Origin of the sequence: Saccharomonospora xinjiangensis XJ-54 (genome assembly GCF_000258175.1) — a bacterium.
In the GTDB taxonomy this organism is placed as follows: Bacteria; Actinomycetota; Actinomycetes; order Mycobacteriales; family Pseudonocardiaceae; genus Saccharomonospora; species Saccharomonospora xinjiangensis.
In genome coordinates, this window is the sequence record NZ_JH636049.1 from 3,991,605 (window position 1) to 4,011,378 (window position 19,774).

General features: G+C 69.5%; 19 protein-coding genes. 14 read left to right on the forward strand and 5 right to left on the reverse strand.

Annotation, left to right across the window (positions count from 1 at the left end; all coding sequences use genetic code 11):
• The 4 genes from SACXIDRAFT_RS18105 to SACXIDRAFT_RS18120 all read left to right on the forward strand — a co-directional run bounded on the left by SACXIDRAFT_RS18105 (position 1) and on the right by SACXIDRAFT_RS18120 (position 3,477).
• Positions 1 to 1,134 carry an ArsA family ATPase gene (locus tag SACXIDRAFT_RS18105; RefSeq protein WP_006240086.1) on the forward strand — a complete coding sequence of 378 codons (1,134 nt, stop codon included), beginning with the start codon at positions 1 to 3 and terminating at the stop codon, positions 1,132 to 1,134.
• The gene (locus SACXIDRAFT_RS18110; RefSeq protein ID WP_006240087.1) at positions 1,131 to 1,598 is read left to right on the forward strand and encodes a hypothetical protein; all 468 of its coding nucleotides are present in this window, start codon (positions 1,131 to 1,133) and stop codon (positions 1,596 to 1,598) included. Before SACXIDRAFT_RS18105 ends, SACXIDRAFT_RS18110 begins: the two co-directional genes overlap by 4 nt.
• Complete coding sequence (locus tag SACXIDRAFT_RS18115; RefSeq protein WP_006240088.1) at positions 1,579 to 2,520, forward strand: ROK family protein; 942 nt, start codon at positions 1,579 to 1,581, stop codon at positions 2,518 to 2,520. Before SACXIDRAFT_RS18110 ends, SACXIDRAFT_RS18115 begins: the two co-directional genes overlap by 20 nt.
• 63 nt (positions 2,521 to 2,583) lie before the next feature.
• Positions 2,584 to 3,477 carry an NUDIX domain-containing protein gene (locus SACXIDRAFT_RS18120; protein ID WP_006240089.1) on the forward strand — a complete coding sequence of 298 codons (894 nt, stop codon included), beginning with the start codon at positions 2,584 to 2,586 and terminating at the stop codon, positions 3,475 to 3,477.
• Positions 3,478 to 3,528: 51 nt separating this feature from the next.
• Here the strand turns inward: SACXIDRAFT_RS18120 and SACXIDRAFT_RS18125 are convergent, their stop codons facing one another.
• Positions 3,529 to 4,071 (reverse strand): hypothetical protein, encoded by a 543-nt coding sequence (locus tag SACXIDRAFT_RS18125; RefSeq protein WP_006240090.1) that lies wholly within the window; start codon positions 4,069 to 4,071, stop codon positions 3,529 to 3,531.
• Positions 4,068 to 4,829, reverse strand: a complete 762-nt coding sequence (locus SACXIDRAFT_RS18130) for an alpha/beta hydrolase (protein WP_006240091.1) — start codon at positions 4,827 to 4,829, stop codon at positions 4,068 to 4,070. The genes SACXIDRAFT_RS18125 and SACXIDRAFT_RS18130 overlap by 4 nt, the downstream gene beginning before the upstream one ends.
• Before the next feature lie 214 nt (positions 4,830 to 5,043).
• Here SACXIDRAFT_RS18130 and SACXIDRAFT_RS18135 point away from each other — a divergent pair, with 214 nt between their 5' ends.
• Complete coding sequence (locus SACXIDRAFT_RS18135; RefSeq protein WP_006240092.1) at positions 5,044 to 5,805, forward strand: lysophospholipid acyltransferase family protein; 762 nt, start codon at positions 5,044 to 5,046, stop codon at positions 5,803 to 5,805.
• A 43-nt stretch (positions 5,806 to 5,848) separates the two neighbouring features.
• Positions 5,849 to 6,364: a polyadenylate-specific 3'-exoribonuclease AS gene (locus tag SACXIDRAFT_RS18140; protein WP_134715877.1), complete on the forward strand. Its 516-nt coding sequence runs from the start codon at positions 5,849 to 5,851 to the stop codon at positions 6,362 to 6,364.
• A gap of 9 nt (positions 6,365 to 6,373) precedes the next feature.
• Here the strand turns inward: SACXIDRAFT_RS18140 and SACXIDRAFT_RS18145 are convergent, their stop codons facing one another.
• Positions 6,374 to 7,510: a 3-deoxy-7-phosphoheptulonate synthase gene (locus SACXIDRAFT_RS18145; RefSeq protein WP_006240094.1), complete on the reverse strand. Its 1,137-nt coding sequence runs from the start codon at positions 7,508 to 7,510 to the stop codon at positions 6,374 to 6,376.
• Between the two features lie 249 nt (positions 7,511 to 7,759).
• On the opposite strand from SACXIDRAFT_RS18145, the gene SACXIDRAFT_RS18150 reads away from it, so the two are divergent.
• The 4 genes from SACXIDRAFT_RS18150 to tesB all read left to right on the forward strand — a co-directional run bounded on the left by SACXIDRAFT_RS18150 (position 7,760) and on the right by tesB (position 12,940).
• Positions 7,760 to 8,785, forward strand: coding sequence for a 6-phosphofructokinase (locus SACXIDRAFT_RS18150; protein ID WP_006240095.1), 1,026 nt, complete (start codon positions 7,760 to 7,762; stop codon positions 8,783 to 8,785).
• Between the two features lie 174 nt (positions 8,786 to 8,959).
• Positions 8,960 to 10,468: an SLC13 family permease gene (locus SACXIDRAFT_RS18155; protein WP_006240096.1), complete on the forward strand. Its 1,509-nt coding sequence runs from the start codon at positions 8,960 to 8,962 to the stop codon at positions 10,466 to 10,468.
• A 99-nt stretch (positions 10,469 to 10,567) separates the two neighbouring features.
• Positions 10,568 to 11,992 (forward strand): pyruvate kinase, encoded by a 1,425-nt coding sequence (gene pyk, locus SACXIDRAFT_RS18160; protein ID WP_006240097.1) that lies wholly within the window; start codon positions 10,568 to 10,570, stop codon positions 11,990 to 11,992.
• 42 nt (positions 11,993 to 12,034) lie between these two features.
• The gene (tesB, locus tag SACXIDRAFT_RS18165) at positions 12,035 to 12,940 is read left to right on the forward strand and encodes an acyl-CoA thioesterase II (protein ID WP_006240098.1); all 906 of its coding nucleotides are present in this window, start codon (positions 12,035 to 12,037) and stop codon (positions 12,938 to 12,940) included.
• A 23-nt stretch (positions 12,941 to 12,963) separates the two neighbouring features.
• Here the strand turns inward: tesB and SACXIDRAFT_RS18170 are convergent, their stop codons facing one another.
• Positions 12,964 to 13,332, reverse strand: coding sequence for a hypothetical protein (locus SACXIDRAFT_RS18170; protein WP_006240099.1), 369 nt, complete (start codon positions 13,330 to 13,332; stop codon positions 12,964 to 12,966).
• Positions 13,333 to 13,525: 193 nt separating this feature from the next.
• Here SACXIDRAFT_RS18170 and SACXIDRAFT_RS18175 point away from each other — a divergent pair, with 193 nt between their 5' ends.
• The 4 genes from SACXIDRAFT_RS18175 (at position 13,526) to SACXIDRAFT_RS18190 (ending at position 18,065) form a co-directional block, all read left to right on the forward strand.
• On the forward strand, positions 13,526 to 14,377 hold the full coding sequence (locus tag SACXIDRAFT_RS18175; RefSeq protein ID WP_006240100.1) for a helix-turn-helix domain-containing protein: 852 nt from the start codon (positions 13,526 to 13,528) through the stop codon (positions 14,375 to 14,377).
• A gap of 36 nt (positions 14,378 to 14,413) precedes the next feature.
• A complete protein-coding gene (locus tag SACXIDRAFT_RS18180; protein ID WP_006240101.1) occupies positions 14,414 to 14,623 on the forward strand; it encodes a DUF397 domain-containing protein in 210 nt (69 codons plus the stop codon).
• Positions 14,624 to 14,771: 148 nt separating this feature from the next.
• The gene (locus SACXIDRAFT_RS18185) at positions 14,772 to 15,023 is read left to right on the forward strand and encodes a hypothetical protein (protein ID WP_006240102.1); all 252 of its coding nucleotides are present in this window, start codon (positions 14,772 to 14,774) and stop codon (positions 15,021 to 15,023) included.
• A 30-nt stretch (positions 15,024 to 15,053) separates the two neighbouring features.
• On the forward strand, positions 15,054 to 18,065 hold the full coding sequence (locus SACXIDRAFT_RS18190; protein ID WP_006240103.1) for a helix-turn-helix transcriptional regulator: 3,012 nt from the start codon (positions 15,054 to 15,056) through the stop codon (positions 18,063 to 18,065).
• A gap of 1 nt (position 18,066) precedes the next feature.
• On the opposite strand, the gene SACXIDRAFT_RS18195 is transcribed toward SACXIDRAFT_RS18190, so the two are convergent.
• The gene (locus SACXIDRAFT_RS18195; protein WP_006240104.1) at positions 18,067 to 19,677 is read right to left on the reverse strand and encodes a succinic semialdehyde dehydrogenase; all 1,611 of its coding nucleotides are present in this window, start codon (positions 19,675 to 19,677) and stop codon (positions 18,067 to 18,069) included.
• Positions 19,678 to 19,774: the final 97 nt, after the last annotated feature.

Below are 19,774 nucleotides of genomic sequence, written 5' to 3' on the forward strand. Positions count from 1 at the left end.
GTGCGGGTTCTGCTGTTCACCGGGAAGGGCGGCGTCGGCAAGACCACGCTCGCCGCCGCCACCGGAGCGTGTCTCGCCCGACGTGGCCGCAAGACCCTCGTGGTCTCCACCGACCCGGCCCATTCGCTCGCCGACGCCGTCGGCAGCCCCCTCGGGGACGAGCCATCCGAAGTGGGCAGCTTCCTGTACGGCGCGCAGATCGACGCGAGGACACTCGTCGATGACACGTGGGAGACGCTGCGCCACGAACTCACCACGGCGCTGTCGGGCCTTGGGCTCGACGCGCTCGACGCGGAGGAACTCACCGTGCTGCCCGGCGTGGACGAGCTGCTCTCGCTCGGGCAGGTGCGGCGGCTCGCTGACGAAGGGCCGTGGGAGAACATCGTCGTGGATTGCGGGCCCACGGCGGAGACACTGCGGTTGCTCGCGCTGCCCGAAGCCGTCGCCGGATATCTCAGGCGGTTGCCGGCGTGGAGGTCCGTGACCAGGGTGGCCCGCTCGGTGGATCGCTTCGCGGCTCACGTCGAGTCGCTGCGGGCGTTACTCACCGACCACGAGACCACCACGGTCCGCCTCGTGCTCACGCCCGAGCGCGTCGTCGCGGCCGAGACCCGGCGCACACTCACAGCACTGGCCCTGCGGGGGATCGCGGTGGACGGCGTGGTGGTCAACCGGCTGATGCCCTCGCCGGGATGGTGGCGCGGAGCGGCCGCCTCGTGGCTTCGTACCCGGCGAGCACAGCAGGAGCAGGTGATCGAGGAACTTCGGGATGGCGGGCTCACCGGCCGGACACTGCGGACGGTCGAGCACCGCGCGGTCGAACCCGTCGGAATGGAGGCCCTGCTGGAGATCGCGGACGAACTCTACGGAAAGGCCAGTCCGCTGGTCGGTGACGTAGGAGCCGCGCCACTGCTGGAGACAGTCGAGGCGGAGAGCGGGGTGTACTTGCGGATCGTGCTGCCGCTGGCGAAGGACTCCACCGTGCGGCTCGCACGGGTGGACGACGATCTCGCCGTCACGGTGGACGGCTTCCGCAGGCTCGTCGCGCTCCCGGAGTCGTTGCGTCCCTACACCCTCACCGGCGCGGAGTCCGACGCCCGTGGACTGCTGGTGCACCTGGAGAGTCCGTTATGACGACCACCGGCGACCATTCCGAGCGAGCGGACGGCGCCAGGCTCGCCGACGAGATCCGGTTGCTCGTGGATCTGGTGGTGGAGCGGGCAAGGCCGTGGCTGGACGGTGTCGCCGCGGCAGGCCACGGCGGAACCCGCCCGGATTCCGCCGCACCGCGACAGGAAGCGGGGGAGGACACCGGGTGCGGTGGGCGCGACCGGTGCCCGCTGTGCCTTGTGGTGGCTCTCTGCCGAGGCGAGCGGGTGGACGTCGCGGCCAGGGTCCTTGAACAGGTGACCCAGGTGCTCGCGTTGCTGCGAGCCGTGCTCGCCGACCGGTGGGAGCCCGAGGACGGCCTCCACATGCCGGGGTTCCGCCCTCCGCAGAGGAACACCGAGCCCGCGCAACGCCGAGCCAGGCGGGTTCAGCACGTCACGGTGCGTCCCAGTGACCAGTGGGAGCCCGATGCTCACGATCGGGGTTGACGTCGGCGGCACCAGCGTGCGCGCCGGTGTCGTCGATGAAGCCGGTTGTGTCGTGGACTTCTCCAGGGTGGCGACGCCGGGTGCCGAGGACGCCCTTGAAGACGCGATCGCCACGGTGGTCGCCGAACTGCGTGGCCGCCACGTGGTGGATGCCGTCGGGCTCGCCGTGGCCGGGTTCGTCCGGCCCGATCGGCGGTCGGTGCTGTTCGCGCCGCATCTGCCGTGGCGGGCCGCGCCCGTGGCCGACCGCATGGCGACGCGCCTCAGCCTTCCCGTGACGCTGGAACACGATGCCAACGCCGCTGCGGTCGGTGAACACCGGTTCGGTGCGGCGCGGGGCGCGAATGTCGCGCTGCTGCTCGCGATCGGCACCGGAATCGGTGCGGGGCTGCTGCTCGGCGGAGAGATCTTCCGGGGCTCGCACGGGGTCGCTCCTGAACTGGGGCACCTCCGAGTCGTGCCGGACGGCAGGCCCTGCCCCTGTGGAAGGCACGGCTGCTGGGAAAGGTATTGCAGCGGGACCGCGCTCGCGGCCACGGCTGTCGAGCTGCTGGCCCGGCATCCTTCTCGCTCCACCGTGCTGAGGCGCGACCTCGCCGACCCCGCGGTCGTCAGCGGGCGCCGTGTCGCCCATGCCGCGCGTGAGGGCGACCCCGTGGCGCTGGAGGCGTTCGCCGAGCTGGCGCGATGGCTCGGCGAGGGACTGGCGATCGTCGCCGACGTCTACGATCCCGAGGTCATCGTCCTCGCAGGCGGGGTGGCGGAATCGGCGCCGTTGTTCGCGGACGAGGCGAGAGACCACTACGCCAGGGTGCTCACCGGCGCCGGTCATCGCCCGCTCGCCCGCATCCGCACGTCCCAGCTCGGCGACGCGACGGCGATCGTCGGGGCGGCCACTCTCGCCCGCGAGCGGAAGTCCTGAACCCGTCCCGTGTCGCCGAGTTCAGCGGGCTGACGGGCTTCCACTTGACGTTACGCTGGGCGGATGCTGGTGGGTGAGAGCGAGGGTTTCGTCCAGTGTTCCTGCGGGCGGCAGCACTGGGGGCCGCACGGAGCGGCGGGGCTGCTCCTGACCGACCCTCGGCGCGGAGTGCTCCTGCAACACAGGGCGGGCTGGACGCACCACGGCAGCACGTGGGCCCTGCCGGGCGGCGCTGTGCTGCCGGGGGAGACTCCTGCCGAGGCCGCGACGAGGGAGACCGAGGAGGAGACCACCGTTGCTCCCGAGGCTGTCCGGGTTCTGTCGTCCTCGGTCGAGGACCACGGCACCTGGCGCTACACCACCGTGCTGGCCGCCGTGCGCCACGAGGTGGAGCCACGCATCGCGAACACGGAGAGCACGGCGCTGCACTGGGTGCGGCCGGACGAGGTGGAGACGTACGAACTGCACCGGGATTTCGCCGCGGCCTGGCCCGCGTTGCGGCGCCAGCTCGGCAGGCAACTCGTACTCGTCGTGGACGCGGCGAACGTCGTCGGTGCCAGGCCGGACGGCTGGTGGCACGACAGGGCAGGCGCCACCGAACGGTTGAGGGACCGGCTGGCCGTTCTCGCGGGAAGGGGAGTCGGCGCGACCAGCGTGGGCCTCGACCACGGTGTGCGGTGGTTCTGGTGGCCACGGATCGTGCTGGTGACCGAGGGAAGGGCGCGCGGTGTCGGGGCGCTGGAGGACGTCGAGGTCGTCGCGGCGCCCGGCGACGGTGACGACACCGTGGTGGAGACGGTGGCCCGGCTACGCGCGAGTGGCTCGCGTGACCACGTCGTCGTGGCCACGGCTGACCGCGATCTGCGCGGGCGCGTCGGTGAACTCGGCTCCACGCTGCTGGGTCCTGCCGAACTGTGGAGAATCCTCGACCGGACAGCACCCGTGGGGCAGTGGTAGCTCCCGAGAGCTCCCGGGGATTTCCGACGACTCCGGGAGCTTCTGGAGGGCTCAGACCTGCGCCCCGTTGGTGGGGTCGGCGCCGTCGGGCGGTCCCTGCTTGACGCGCAGCAACGCGAGCGCGATGCCGGTGGCGAGGCAGAGCATGCCCAGCGGCAGTGAGATCGACTCGGCCAGCCCGATCACGTCTGGAGCGACGAGCAGCAGTAGTCCGACCACGAAGAACAGCAGCACCACGATCGCCCCTTTGCGGGGACGCGGCAGCGGCGGCGGTTCCGGTGGGACGAAGTGCTCGTCGTCGTCATCCGGACCGGCCGCTGTCCGATCGTCGCCGAGCATGGTCTCGTCCCAGCCCGTCGGCGAATCGCGCCAGCCGGTGCCGGGCGGTGCGGGGGAGTCCTGGTCGCGAGCGGATCGCAGACGCGTCCTGCCCTGCCTGCCGTCCTCGTCGTCTTCGGCGTCAACAAGAAGGTCGTCGCGATCGTCGTGATCGTCGCCGTCGGCGCCGAACCCCTCGGCCCGCAGATCGGCCACGATTCTGGCGAACGTGGCGTCCACGTCCTCGGGCCCTTCCGCTCCTGACGCTCTGTTCATCGGGCACCAACCTGTCTGACGGACTCGACGAACTCCACACTGCTCCGGAAGAGCAACGGTGCGTCGTTGTCGAGTGTGGCGACGTGGTAGCTGTTGTGGAGCACTACCTCGCGCAGGTCCCCGCTACGCACATTCGCGGCCACAACGGCGGCGTTGACGGGTTCCACGACGTGGTCGATGGCGGAATGGGCGAGCAGCAGAGGCTGGGTGACGCTCGGCAGGTCTCGCCTTGTCAGCCGCCACAGTCTCGACAGGCTCGCCAGCGCCCGCACCGGGGTGCGGTCGTAGGCGAGTTCGACGACACCGGGGCGGGCGATGTCGCCTGCCAGCCCCTTCGCCGACGGCAGCACATCGGCGAGCAGGGTGGCGAGTTTGGCGTCGAGTCTTCGGGTCAGGACGGAGGGGTTGACCAGCACGAGTCCGCTGATCGCGTCGCCGAGGTCCTCGGCGAGGCGCAACGCGAGCGTCCCGCCCATCGAAAGGCCGAAGACGAACACGCGAGGGCATCGCCGCGACAACTCCGCGAACTCCCGCCTCAGGCAGGCGTACCAGTCCGGCCAGCGGGTGCGGTTGCAGTCCTGCCACGTGGTGCCGTGGCCCGGTAACAGCGGGCACCGCACCGTGTACCCGGCCTCCGCCAGGTGCTCGCCCCAGGGGCGCATGGTGGCAGGCGTGCTTGTGAAGCCGTGACACAGCAGCACGCCGACCTCGGAGGAGGTGTCGTGGACAAAGGGTTCAGCGCCGGCGAGAACGGGCATGCCCGGTGATCCTCCCTCGAAGCCGCATCACCCTATGTTCGCACGAGCCGGGGCAGGTGAACCCGGTCCATGTGGAACCTGTGATCTCGCCGGTGACGCTGGTGTGAGGTCCGTCGCGGTGCGGTATTCATGACAGTGGCCGAGTTGTGCCCCGATGCCGCCGGTTCGTACGCTGTTTCGTCGGCATTGAACCCTCCGGGAGGAACGAGACGCAGTGCTGTATTGGCTGATGAAGTATGTGCTGCTGGGTCCGTTCCTGCGGCTGCTCTGGCCGACGAGGGTGACGGGGATCGAGAACATTCCCGCCGAGGGCGGTGCCATCCTCGCCAGCAACCACCTTGCTGTCGCTGACTCCTTCTTCATGCCCAACCGCGTCCCGCGCAGGGTGACCTTCCCCGCCAAACAGGAGTACTTCACCGAGCCAGGGGTCAAGGGCAAGCTCAAGAAGTGGTTCTTCACCGGAGCGGGGCAGTTCCCCATCGACCGCTCCGGCGGCACGGCCGCGCAGGCGGCGATCGACACCGCTGTCCGGCTCTTGAGGGAGGGCCACCTGCTCGGCATCTACCCCGAGGGCACGCGCTCGCCGGACGGGCGTCTCTACAAGGGCAAGACCGGCGTGGCGAGGATCGCGCTGGAGGCCAGGGTGCCGGTCATCCCCGTGGCGATGGTGGGCACGGAGAAGGTCAATCCCATCGGTTCGAAGATGTGGTGGCCGAGGAGGCTGGAGATCCATTTCGGCGAGCCGCTGGACTTCTCCCGTTACGAGGGTCTCGCCGGCGACCGGTTCGTCGAGCGCTCCATCACCGACGAGATCATGTACGCGCTCATGGAGCTGTCCGGCCAGGAGTACGTGGACATCTACGCGGCGAAGGCCAAGGAACTCATCGCGGCAGAGAAGGCGGGGTTGCGTCCGGCCGTTCCGGCACAGGCCGAAGCTCGCGACGTGGCACGGCTTCCCGAGTCGAAGGCCGGTTGACCGGGCGCGAGCCGTCGTACGGCGGTCGAGTACCGTGCCCGGCGTGCGGTTCTTCTACGACACCGAATTCATCGAGGACGGCAAGACCATCGAACTCGTGTCGATCGGTGTCGTTGACGAGTCGGGACGCGAGTTCTACGCGGTGTCCACCGAGTTCGACGAGGGCAAGGCCGGGCCGTGGGTCCGGGAACATGTGCTGACCAAGCTCCCCTCACCCGGCGATCGAGCGTGGCGAAGCCGCGAGCGGATCCGCGCCGATCTTCTCGACTTCCTCGGACGCCCACGCGACGGCATCGAGTTGTGGGCCTGGTACGCCGCCTACGACCACGTGGCGCTGGCGCAGCTGTGGGGACCGATGCCATCGCTTCCCCGGCAACTGCCCCGGTTCACCCGCGACCTGCGCCAGCGCTGGGACGACGTCGGGCGGCCGAAACTGCCGTCACCGCCCGACGACGCCCATGACGCGCTCGCCGACGCCCGCCACAACCTCCGGCGATGGCGGGTCATCGAGCAGGCTCGCCAGGAACTCACCCGCCTGCGGGGTTTCCCGGTGGCCTGATCGGCGGCGTCACCGGTTCTCGCGCAGCCGCCTTCGGGCTCGCACGGCCGCCGCGAGCTCGTCGAGCAAGCTCGCCGTGGTGGTCCAGTCAAGGCAGGCGTCGGTGATACTACGCCCGTAGTCCAGCTCGTCCCGCCTTCCGAGCGTGAGGTCCTGGCGCCCCGCTTCCAGGAAGCTCTCCATCATCAGTCCCACGATGCCGGGTTCTCCCCCAGCGATCCGTCCGGCGAGTTCGGTGACGACGGCGGCCTGGCGCACGTGGTCCTTGCGGCTGTTGCCGTGGCTCGCGTCCACCACAAGCCGCTCCGGCAGGCCTGCCGCGCGGAGCCGGGTGAGCGTGTCCGCCACGGTTCGCTCATCGTGGTTCGGGCCCGCCGAACCGCCGCGGAGGATGACATGACAGTCCGGGTTGCCGGTCGTGGTCACCAGCGCGGCGAGCCCGTCGGCGTTGATGCCGGGGAACACGTGACCTGCCGAGGCAGCCCGCACGGCGTCCACCGCGACCTGCACGTCACCCTCGGTGGAGTTCTTGATGCCCACGGGCATGGACAGCGCGCTGCACAACTGCCGGTGCACCTGGCTGGCCGCCGTCCTGGCGCCGATCGATCCCCAGGTGACGATGTCCGCGATGTACTGAGGGGTGATCGGGTCGAGGAACTCGCAGCCGACGGGCAACCCGAGCGCGGAGATGTCCAGCAGGAGTTGCCGAGCCAGTCGCAGTCCCTTGTTGACGGCGTAGGTGCCGTCGAGGTCGGGGTCGTTGATCAGGCCCTTCCAGCCCAGCGTGGTCCTCGGCTTCTCGAAGTAGACCCGCATGACGACGCACACCTCGTCGCGGACTCGCTCCGCGTGCTCGGACAGCAGACGGGCGTAGTGGAGCGCGGCTCCGGGATCGTGCACCGAGCACGGACCGACCACCACGAGCAGGCGATCGTCGCGACCTTCGAGGATGTCCACGGTGTCGCGCCTGCCGAGGGTGACGGTCTTCGCCACTCCGGGATCGATGGGGTGTTCGGCGCGCAGGAGTGCGGGCGAGAGCAGCGGACTGACCCGCACCGTGCGCCGGTTGTCCAGTGCGGTCAGCGGATCGATGTCCTGCGTCTCATCGGTGGGGCCGTGAGTGGAGGAGGTGGCGTTGTTCGGCATCGGGGCTTCCTTTCCGCAAGCCGCCTCGCCGTGTCGTGATGCGCCACTGCCGAGCCGGCTTGTCGTCCGGCTCGGAGGTGTTGACGGTCAGCGCGCGGTCTCGCCGACCGGCCCACCCCGGGCCGGCCTGCTAAACCAGAAATAGAAGCGCTGCACGGGTCCGAGCCTAACAGGCCCTGCACCGATCAAGAGTGACGAGGGCTACGCTGGCGGCGACGATGTGACGCAGAACAACTGAAAGGCGCAGATATGCGAGTCGGTGTGCTGACCGGCGGCGGCGACTGCCCTGGGCTGAACGCGGTGATCCGTGCGGTCGTCCTCAAGGGCGTCGAGGTCCACGGTTGGGAGATCTTCGGGTTCAGGGAAGGCTGGCGAGGACCCCTCACGGGCAAGGGTGACTGGCTGTCCCGTGACGACGTCGAGGGCATCATCACCCGTGGCGGCACGATCCTCGGCTCCTCGCGCACCAACCCGTACAAGGAGGAGGGCGGGGCGGCCACGATCAAGCGCGTACTCGCCGAGAAGGGCATCGACGCGCTTGTGGCCATCGGCGGCGAGGACACCCTCGGTGTGGCCGCCAGGCTGAACGAGGAGGGTGTGAAGGTCGTCGGGGTGCCGAAGACCATCGACAACGATCTCGGTGCCACCGACTACACGTTCGGTTTCGATACGGCCGTCCACATCGCCACCGAGGCCATCGACCGGCTCCACACCACGGCAGAGTCCCACCACAGGGCCCTTGTGGTCGAGGTGATGGGCAGGCACGCTGGCTGGATCGCCCTGCACTCGGGTCTCGCGGGCGCGGCGAGCGTGATTCTCGTGCCCGAGCGGCCGTTCTCCGTGGACAAGGTCGTCGAATGGGTCCAGCGGCGGTTCGAGCGCGAGTACGCGCCGATCATCGTGGTGGCCGAGGGCGCCCTCCCGGAGGGCGGGGCGGAGGTTCTCCAGAGCGGGGAGAAGGACGCGTTCGGGCACGTGCGGCTCGGTGGTGTCGGCACGTGGCTCGCCGACGAGATCGCCGCGCGCACCGGCAAGGAGTCGCGTGCCGTGGTGCTGGGCCACACGCAGCGCGGCGGCACTCCGACGGCGTACGACCGCGTTCTCGCCACCCGGTTCGGGCTGCATGCCGTTGACGCCGTCGCCGACGGCGACTTCGGGGTGATGGTGGCGCTGCGGGGCACCGATATCGCCCGGGTGAAGCTCGCGGAGGCCACGGCGGAACTGAAGACGGTGCCGCCGGAGCGTTACGCGGAGGCGGAGGTCTTCTTCGGCTGACCGTCCTAGCAGGAGCCCGACGACGAGGCCGCCGATCCGTTCGGCGGCCTCGCCGCGTCTGCGGTACTCCGTGCTCACGCACGATCACAACAAGCTCATCTCGGGGTCGGGCTACCGGGTGAAAGCACTCCATGATCGCGGTACCTTCCGGACACTCAGCGATGGAGGTGTGTCATGGCACAGTCCGTGAGGAGCGGGTCCACGAGCTCGTCGCCCGGTACGGCGGCTCCGCGCAGACACTGGATCGGGATGGCACTGGGGCCGGTGTTGGCGGTCGCGGTCTTCCTGCTCCTTCCCGACAGCCTGTCGAGCCAGGGCAAGGCCACGGCCGCCGTCGCGGTGCTCATGGCGGTCTGGTGGGTCACGGAGGCCCTGCCGCTGGCGGCCACGGCCCTGCTGCCGATGGTGCTGTTCCCGTTCTTCGGGGTGAGCGACATCAGCGACGCCGCCGCGCCGTACGCGAACGACATCATCTTTCTCTTCATGGGCGGGTTCATGATCGCGCTCGCGATGCAGAAGTGGAATCTCCACAAGCGCATCGCGCTGCGAACGGTGCTCGCCGTCGGGACGAAACCGGTGCTGCTCGTCGCCGGGTTCATGATCGCCACAGCGTTCATCAGCATGTGGGTGAGCAACACCGCCACCGCCGTGATGATGATGCCCATCGGGCTGTCGGTGCTCGGGCTCGTCTCGCAGCTCGGTGACGGCAAGGGCGACCCGAACTTCGCCACGGCCCTCATGCTCGGCATCGCCTACGCGGCGTCCATCGGCTCGCTGGCCACGATCATCGGTACCCCGCCGAACACGCTGCTGGTCGGCTATCTGGAGGAGAACTTCGACATCACGATCTCGTTCGGCGAGTGGATGCTCTTCGGCCTGCCCGTCGCCGTGGTGTTCCTCGCTGTAGCGTGGTTCGTGCTGACCAGGGTGTTCCGGCCGAGGCTGACCTCGCTGCCCGGTGGCCGCGAACTCATCAGGGGGCAGCTGACCGAACTCGGGCCGATGAGCAGGGGCGAATGGAACGCGCTTGCCGTGTTCGTGCTGGCCGCGCTGTCGTGGATCGTCATCCCGACGCTCGCCGACATTGATGCGGTAGCGAACGCGATCCCGTGGATCGCCAACATCTCGGACGCGGGCATCGCCATCGCGGCGGCCGTGGTGCTGTTCGCGCTGCCGGTCAACAAGGCCGAGGGCGTTCGCACGCTCGACTGGGAGACGGCGAAGGACCTGCCGTGGGGGATCCTTCTGCTGTTCGGTGGAGGCTTGAGCCTGTCGAAGCACTTCACCGACACGGGACTGTCCAGGTGGATCGGCGAGCGGGTCGGCGCGCTCGACGCGCTGCCGGTGATCGCGCTGGCCGCCGTGGTGGCGCTGCTCGTGTTGCTGCTCACGGAACTGACCAGTAACACCGCGACGGCGGCGGCGTTCCTGCCGATCCTCGGCGGGGTCGCCGTGGGGCTCGGCTACGGGCCGATGGTGCTGGTCGTTCCCGCCGCCCTGGCCGCGACCTGCGCGTTCATGTTGCCCGTCGCGACACCGCCGAACGCCATCGTGTTCGGCACGGGTCAGGTCACGATCGGGCAGATGATCAAGGGCGGCGTGTGGCTCAACGCGATCGCGCTCGTCATCATCACCATCGCCGCCTACACGCTCGGCGGGTGGGTTCTCGGGCTGGCTTACTGACCTGACCTGCCGGTCGAGGCGGAGCCTTTCGCTTTCGCCTCGACCGGTTTTCGGGATCGGTACAGACGTACCCGCCCGTAGCGGCTACGCTGTTCGAGTGTGAGTAGACGAGCGAAAATCGTATGCACTCTCGGCCCGGCCACGGCGACGGCGGATAAGATCCGGGCGCTCGTCGATGCGGGGATGGACGTGGCGAGGATGAATTTCAGCCACGGCAGCCACGGCGATCACAAGCAGGTCTACGACCTCATCAGAGCGGCCTCGGCCGAGTCGGGTCGAGCCGTGGGCATCCTCGCCGATCTCCAGGGACCGAAGATCCGGTTGGGCACGTTCGCGGGTGGTCCCGTGGAGTGGCGCACGGGAGACATCGTGCGCATCACGGTGGAGGACGTCGCAGGCACGCACGATCGTGTTTCCACCACCTACAGCGGCCTCGCCAGGGACGCGAAAGAGGGGGACCGCCTGCTCGTTGACGACGGCAAGGTCGGCCTCGTCGTGCAGCGCGTCGAAGGTCCCGACGTGGTCTGCGAGGTCACTGAGGGCGGCCCGGTCAGCAACAACAAGGGCGTGTCCCTCCCCGGTATGGACGTCTCGGTGCCCGCGCTTTCCGAGAAGGACATCGAGGACCTCGAGTTCGCCATGGAACTCGGGGTCGATTTCGTCGCTCTGTCCTTCGTCCGCTCGCCTGCCGACATCGACCTCGTGCACCAGGTGATGGACCGCGCGGGCAAGGGCAGGGTCCCTGTGATCGCCAAGCTGGAGAAGCCCGAGGCGGTCTACAACCTGGAAGCCATCGTGCTCGCCTTCGACGGCCTGATGGTCGCGCGTGGTGACCTCGGCGTCGAACTGCCCCTCGAACAGGTGCCGCTGGTGCAGAAGCGCGCCATCCAGATCGCCAGGGAGAACGCGAAACCGGTCATCGTCGCCACGCAGATGCTCGACTCGATGATCAGCAGCTCGCGCCCGACGCGTGCGGAGGCGTCCGATGTCGCCAACGCGGTGCTCGACGGCACCGACGCGGTGATGCTCTCCGGAGAGACGAGCGTCGGCCGGTACCCGATCGAGACCGTGAAGACCATGGGCCGGATCGTGGAGGCAGTCGAGGCGGACATGCCTGCCGTGCCGCCGCTCAGCCACGTGCCGCGTACCAAGCGGGGCGTGATTTCCTACGCCGCCCGTGACATCGGTGAGCGGCTCAACGCGAAGGCACTCGTCGCGTTCACCCAGTCGGGCGACACGGTTCGAAGGCTCGCCCGCCTGCACACGCGGTTGCCGCTGCTGGCGTTCACCCCGCTGGAGAGCGTGCGCAGGCAGCTGGCCATGACGTGGGGAACCACGGCGCGGCTGGTCTCGCAGGTCGATTCCACCGACCGCATGATCGAGCAGGTTGATCACGCGATGCTGGAGACCGGCCGGTATCAGCCCGGGGACCTCGTCGTGATCGTCGCGGGATCGCCGCCGGGGACCGTCGGCTCCACCAACCTGATCCGCGTGCACCGCCTCGGTGAGGACGACCTCTCCTGACTCGTGACGGGATGGCGAAGCCGACGGTGTTGAATCGCGCTTATGACTGAGCTGGCGAAGCAGGCGGCGTCCGGATTGGACGCCGAAGGTGGTCATGGCGGACAGCGTGTGCTGGACAGGCTGGTCGGCCTGCTCGATCTCGAACGGATCGAGGAGAACATCTACCGGGGCGTGAGCCCGCCGCACTCGCCGACCAGGGTTTTCGGCGGGCAGGTTGCGGGTCAGGCGCTGGTGGCCGCGGGACGTACGGTGCCGAGCGAGCGCGGCGTGCATTCGCTGCACGCCTACTTTATCCGGCCCGGCGACCCGAAGGCGCCGATCATCTACGAGGTGGACCGGATCAGGGACGGCCGGTCGTTCACCACCCGGCGCGTCGTCGCGATCCAGCACGGCAAGGCGATCTTCTCGCTGTCCGCGTCGTTCCAGGCGGCCGAGTCCGGTGTGGAACACGCGGAGCGGATGCCGGACGTGCCGGACCCTGAGTCACTGCCGACGCTGCTGGAGCGCGCGGCCGGGTACGAGGACTCACTCGGGCTGCGATCACAGCCGAGGCCGATGGACGTCCGCTACGTCAACGACCCGCCTTGGGTGACACGGGAGACGGGCGAGCGGCCCGCCCGCAACCAGGTGTGGATGCGCGCCGACGGCACCTTGCCCGACGACCGGTTGCTGCACGTCTGCGTGCTGACCTACGCCTCCGACATGACGTTGCTGGATTCCACGCTCGCGCGGCACGGGGTGTACTGGAGCCTGGACCGCGTGCTCGGCGCGAGTCTCGACCACGCACTGTGGTTCCATCGCCCCTTCCGCGCCGACGAGTGGTTTCTGTACGACAGCGCCTCTCCCACGGCGTCGAACGCTCGTGCGCTCGCGACAGGGCAGTTGTTCGCCCGCGACGGCACACACATCGCGACCGTCGTGCAGGAGGGACTGATCCGCGTGCTGTGACGCGGTTCTCGCGGGAAGAGCTCTCAGGACAGGAAGAACGCCGCGCGTTCACGCAACCGGTGACGTGTCGCGCTCCTGGTTCTTCTCGATGCCGAGGGTTCGTCGGGCACGAGTGCCACCTGCGCGGCGAGGTAGGCACGGCACGGCAGCGGGCCTCGCTTGCGGGCGAACGGCCTGCGCCTGCCGTGGCAGAGGGTGCAGTGTCCACTCTCGTCGGGCCGGTGCTCCGCCAGTACCGTGCGCAGCGCACCCGCGAGCAACGCCACGCTGAGGTTGTCGAGTTCGTCGCGGATTCCGGGGGATGTGGTGTGGACGGAGTGTGTGATCTCGTCGAGTTTACGATGCACGCTCTCCTGCAAGGGAGTGACGATGAGATCGCGCCCGGCCACCACTCTGCTCTCCCGATGATTCGTGTTTCTACGGAACGGTCGTCGATCGTCCGCGAAGCATGAGCGAGCATACAACCCCCTCATGCAATTTGCAGTCCATCGATCGGGGATTCCTCCCTTACGGTCCGTTGCCGCGAGTCCGATGTGTCGCGAGCCCTGGTTAGATGTGCGCGAACAAACGAACCGGAGGTGCGTCATGACCCGAGGGCACGGCCCGACCGTACGGCGTCGCCGACTGGCCGGCGAGTTGCGGCGGCTCCGGGAGAACGCCGCGCTCACCATCGACGAGGTCAGCGAGAAGCTGGAGTGTTCCGCTTCCAAGATCAGCCGGATCGAGACGGGACACGTTGGTGTCACGCCCCGTGACGTGCGCGACATGCTTGAGCTGTACGGCGTCAGGGGAGACGATCAGGAAGCACTGGTGCAACTGGCGAGGGAGGCCCGCAAACGCGGCTGGTGGCACGCCTACAACGAGGTCTTCACCGGCGCGTTCGTCGGCCTGGAGGCCGATGCCAGCTCTCTCAAGGCGTTCCAGGCGTTGCTGGTGCCGGGCCTGCTCCAGACGGAGCGGTACGCGCACGCGGTGATCAGGGCGATGCGCCCCGACGCGGAGGACGCCGAGATCGAACGCAGGGTGGCGGCGAGGATGGCGCGGCAGCGGCTGCTGCGCGACCCGAACCCTCCCGAGTTCTGGGCGGTGATCGACGAGGCGGTTCTGCACAGGGTGGTGGGCAGCCCCGAGGTGATGGCCGAACAATTCACTCAACTGTGTGATTTCGCGAGGCTTCCCCATGTGACTGTCCAGGTTGTTCCTTTCGAATCCGGTGCTCATCCCGGCATGGAAGGACCCTTTCTGATCCTGGGTTTTCCCGAGCGCGCGGACCCCGATGTGGTTTATGTGGACAGCACAAGTAGTGGCCTCTATCTGGAATTGGATGCCGACGTGCGCCGGTACACGTTGATGTTCGATCATTTGCGGGCCGCCGCGCTCAAACCGGACGACTCGGTCGAGGCCATCGCCGGTGCGGCGCGACGGTTCGCCAAGTGACAACGAACTCCATCCGGAGCTGACGAAGGAGAAGTGATGGTGGCCGACACCGACCTGGCCAGGCTCGAATGGCGCAAGAGCAGCTTCAGCGGCGGCGGCAACGACTGCGTCGAGGTCGCCTTCACGGACGGCGGCGCCGCCGTGCGTGACTCGAAGAATCCCGGCGGCGGTGCGCTGACGCTGTCCGGCAGGCAATGGGATGCCTTCCTGTCCGCCGCTCGAGCCGGTGAACTCGATCTGAGCTGAGGTCGCTCACTCGGCCCCTTACCCACCAGGAGACGGCAGGGTAAGGGGCCGAGTGCGTCGTGGGCGACGTGATCGACCGATGCCTGTGGCCTGACCTTCGCAGCAGTGTTCGTGGTGCAACGAAACGACACAAGGGGTGCAAACCACGATGATGGGTTCGAACTTGACCTTTGACTCGACGTGGGCGGAGATCAGCTACCGGGAGGAGTCGCTGCGCCGGAGCAGGGCACCGAGGACGTGGCGGAAGGGCACTGTCAGCCGGGCGGACGAGGCCGCTTCGGTGACCGGTCGTCGCCCGGCCGCCGACGAGTCCGCCACCACGGAACTGCGCGGGCCGGAGCGTGATCGGCGGGCCGGCACGGCCCAGGACGCGGAGAACGACCTGCCGATCGCTTGCTGATAACACGTCCGGGTGATGGTGGGGTGGACAATGGCACTCGTGCCTCGACTGGGTCTGACACTGCCGCTGGTAGGTCGCGTTGAGCAGCTGCACCGGTTGCGTGAAGCGCTCACCGACATCGAGAAAGGGCGTGGGCGGGGCGTGCTCCTCGCGGGTGACGCCGGGGTGGGCAAGACGCGCCTGCTCTCCGAGATCACGGCCGACGCCGCAGAGCGAGGGCATCTCGTCCTTACCGGCCGTTGCCTTGACCTGCACGAGGGCGGGCTGCCGTACCTGCCGTTCACCGAGGCACTCGGCTCACTCGCCGCGTCCGGCGATCCGGACGTGTCGAGCGCCGTCGCGGCGAGGAGCGCGCTGTCCACCCTGATCCCTCAGATGCCGTCCGTTCCGAGTGGCAGGGAGGCGCTGGTGAGGGCGGCGGCGTCCGAACAGGACGTCCGCAGGGTCAGGACCGAACACGACCTCGGCCAGTTGCGGCTGTTCGACGCCGTGCTGGGAGTGCTGAGCGATCTGGCGCGGCACCGCCCTGTGGTGCTGGTCGTGGAGGACATCCACTGGGCCGACGGTGCGACCCGCGACCTGCTGTCGTTCCTCGTCGGCCGACTCGGGGGGCAGCGGCTGCTCGTGGTCGCCAGTTACCGTGCCGAGGAGGTGCACCGGCGGCACCCGCTGCGGCCGCTGCTGGCGGAGCTGGCACGGTCGGCGGCCGTCGAGCGGTTGGACGTCCCGCCGATGACCGACGACGAGACCAGGGCGTTTCTGACGGCGCTCGCGGACCGGCCACTACCGCCCGATGCCCTCGACCGGCTTGTGCGCCGCTGCGAGGGCAACCCCTTCTTCGCCGAGGAGATGCTGGCCGCGGGAGCGTCGGCCGACGACGTGCCGGACGGCCTCGCCGACGTGCTGCTGACGCGACTGGAACGTCTGTCGCAGGAAACCCGGCGGGTGCTGCGCGCCGTGTCAGTGGCGAGCGCGGACGTGGCGGACACGGCCGTCGCCGAGGTGGCAGGCATCGGGGCGATCGACGTGGAGGAGGCACTGAGGGAGGCCGTCCATCACCACGTCCTCGTGGTCGATCATGGGCATTACCGGTTCCGGCACGCGCTGCTGCGGGAGGCCGTGTACCACGACTTGTTGCCGGGCGAGCGGTCCCGCATGCACGCCGCGTACGCGGCCCGCATCGGCGGATTGCCGCCGCACCGGGGTCGCGATGCGCGGCTGGCCTACCACAGTCTGCGCAGCCGCGATCTGCCGACGGCGCTGACCGCGCTGGTGCGCGCGGCGGACGAGGCGGAAGAGCTCGGCGCTCCCGGCTCGGCGCTGCGGCACGTGGAGCAGGCGCTGGAGATCTGGGACGCGGTGCGGCCCGAGCAGAGACCGGGGGACTGCGACGAGATCACGTTGCTGCTGTCGGCCTCGGAGCTGGCCGCGAGGGCAGGGGAACCCGAGCGTGCCATCGCGTTCGCCCGTGAAGGGGTGCGCCGCGTGGACGGGAGCCCCACCGCGCGGCAGGCGGCGATCTGGCGCAGGCTCGCCGAGGCACTGATGACGTTGGAGGGCACCTACCACGAGGCCGTCGAGGCCATCGACAAGGCGTGGGACCTGGTCGCCGACGGCGAGCCGAGCAGGGAGCAAGCCTGGGTGCTCGCGACGCGCGCCCAGGTGTTGCGCGGGGTCGGCCGCCTCGACGACGCCGAGCGCAGCGCACGGATGGCGGCCGAGGCGGCGAAGGCGGCAGGCGCCGACGCCCCGCACGCGGCGGCACTCACCATCCAGGGCGTGATCGCCGACATCAGGGGCGACATCGAGGTCGCGCGACGACTCCTGTGCCAGGCCGAACGGGAGGCGCAGGCCGCGGACGCCCTCGATGTCGAACTCCGCGCCGGGTACTACCGGGCGCTCAGTCACGACGACCGTGGCGAGCTGGACGAGGCCCTTCGCGGGTACCGCCACACGGCGGAGCGGGCTTCCGAGTCGGGGCTCACCTGGTCGCCGCTCGGCATTTCAGCGCGGACCCGGCTGCTGGCCCTGCGGTACACCACGGGGGACTGGCCGGACGACACCGAGCAGGACCGGCCGGAGAGCGGGGTCTCCGACCTCGTCACCGCCATCCTCCAATCGACGTGGATGCACCTGTCGGTGGCCCGTGGCCGGTTCGAGGACGCGGATCGCCTGCTGGAGCTGCTCCACCCGAGGGATGCCGACCAGCGTGGAGTCGATCTGTGGGTCGTGACGGCGGCGGCAGCGGGTGGCGCGGAACTGGCGTACTGGCGCGGGGACTATCGCAAGGCGGTCGATGCGGTGATCGAGGGCATGGACCGGGTGGAACGGATGCTGCCCGACGGGCTCGTCGGAATCCGCATCGGGGCACTCGGCGTCGAGGCCGCTGCCGCGTGGGCGGCGGATGACCGCCGCAGGGGTGGCGTCGAGAGTGCGACGGCCGCTGCCGAAGCCGGCACCGGAATCCTCGACCGTGTCCGGAGCACCCTCGACAACGGCGTGCCGAGGGGCGGGACGGTCGGCCCGGAGGCGCGGGCGTGGTTCGCGAGAGCCCTCGCCGCGGCGAGTGGTCTCGAAGGCCACGCCGACCCCGCGCTGTGGGAGCAGGCGGTGGCGGAGTTCGGTTTCGGCGCCGTCTACGAGCAGGCGCTGTGCCGTCGCCAGCTCGCGGAGGCGTGGCTGAACGCGGGCGAACACGACCGTGCGGCGACGGCACTGACCGAGACCCACCGGGTCGCGTCGCGGCTTGGTGCGCGCCCGCTCAAAGAGGCCGTCGAGGACCTCGCCAGGCGGGCCCGCGTCTCGCTGCCGGGTGCCCGGCCCCGGCGGGACGCCGTCAACCCGCTCACCCCAAGGGAGCGCGCTGTGCTGGAACGGGTTGCCGAGGGGCTCACCAACCGCCAGGTCGGCGAGCAGTTGTACATCAGCGAGAAGACGGTGAGCGTGCACCTGTCCCGTGCCATGGCGAAGCTCGGGGCGAGCAGACGCGCGGAGGCGGTGGCGATCGCCTACGACCGTGGCCTGCTCACCCCCGAGTCGTAGCTCAGCGGCCGGGCATCCTACGCAGCAGGCGCAGCCCTGCCGTCAGCGCCGCCGTCCACAGCGCGGGCGGCACGCCCCGGCCCGGCCGAAGGCGCAGTCCCCGCTGGACGGCGATGGACTGTGACTCGGTGTACTTCAGCAGGCCCTCGGCGCCGTTGCGCCTGCCGACCCCGGATTCCTTCATCCCGCCCATGGGCACGCCCACCGTGCCGAAGGTGGCCGCGTAGCCCTCGTTGACGTTGACCGTGCCCGCCTTCAACCGGGTCGCCACCTCCTGCGCATGGCGGGTGTCGCGCGACCACACACTGGCGTTGAGACCGAAGGCGGTGTCGTTGGCGCGCTCGACCGCCTCGTCGATGTCGGTGTAGCCGTAGACGGAGACCACGGGGCCGAACGTCTCGTCGGCGAACACGGCGGCGCTCGCGGGGACATCGGTGAGGATCGTCGGCTCGAAGAACAGCGGCCCGGCCTCGGGCCGGGCCTCGCCACCCGTCACGACGGTGGCTCCGTGCTCCCGCGCGTCGGCCACATGCGCCGACACGGCCCGCAACTGCTCCTCGGTGGTCAACGATCCCATGTCCGCGCGGTAGTCGAGCGAGGCGCCGAGCCGCAACGCCCGCGCCCGCCGGGCGAACTCGGCGAGGAACCGTTCGCGGAGGCTGTCGTGGACGTAGACGCGCTCGACCGAGACGCACAGTTGGCCCGCCGAGGCGAAGCATGCGGTCACGGCCCCTGCCGCGGCCTTCGTGACGTCGGCGTCGGGCAACACGATCATCGGGTTCTTGCCGCCGAGTTCGAGCGAATACCCCGTGAGCCTTCCCGCGATGGAGGACGCCAGGCGCTTGCCCGTGGGAGTCGAGCCCGTGAAACACACGTAGTCCGATTCCTCGACGATGGCGTCGCCGATCACCGAGCCTTTTCCGAGCACGATCTGCCATGCGTCCCGGGGAAGTCCGGCCTGCTCGGCGAGTTCGTGCAGCCACAGCGCCGACAGAGCCGTCTGGTTGTCGGGTTTCTGCACCACCGTGTTCCCCGCGGCGAGTGCGGGCAGCACGTCCATCGCCGTCAGCGCCAGCGGGTAGTTCCACGGCGAGATGATGCCGACCACGCCTCGGGGATGCCGGGTGTGCGTCGCTCTGGTGAGCACGGGCAGCGCGCCGGGCGCACGCCGGGGCGCCAGCAGCCGCGCGCTGCGCCTGCCGTAGTAGTCGGCGACGAGTGCTGTTGCGCTGATCTCGTCGAAAGCGTCGAGCCTCGACTTGCCGGACTCGACCTGCACGAGGTCGAGCCCTTCCCGCTGCCTGGCGAGGACGAGTTCGTGCAGCCGCAGCAGGATCCGCTGCCGCTGCGCGGCGCTCGTGGCCGCCCACGAGGGCTGTGCCTCGCGGGCGCGGCCGAAGGCGGAGCGAGTCAGCCAGTCGGAAGCCTGCGGGAGCACGGCCGTCGGCAGGCCGGTGAACGGCGCTGTCATTGTCACCGACTCAGAACCGGGGCCGCTCACGGCCCTGGAGACAAGGGTTTCGGCCCTCGAAACCGGGGGAGCGCCTACCACGCCCCCGATCGTCGTCGGCCTCTGCTCTCGTTCCACCGTGACCGCAGTCGAGCTGGTCATGACACCTCCGCGAACCGCCCTGTTACTGGAGAGTAGTCTCTGTGGCCGCCGAGCATACCGACGCCTGCGGCCTCCGCGGCGCCCGCAGGCGTGATCG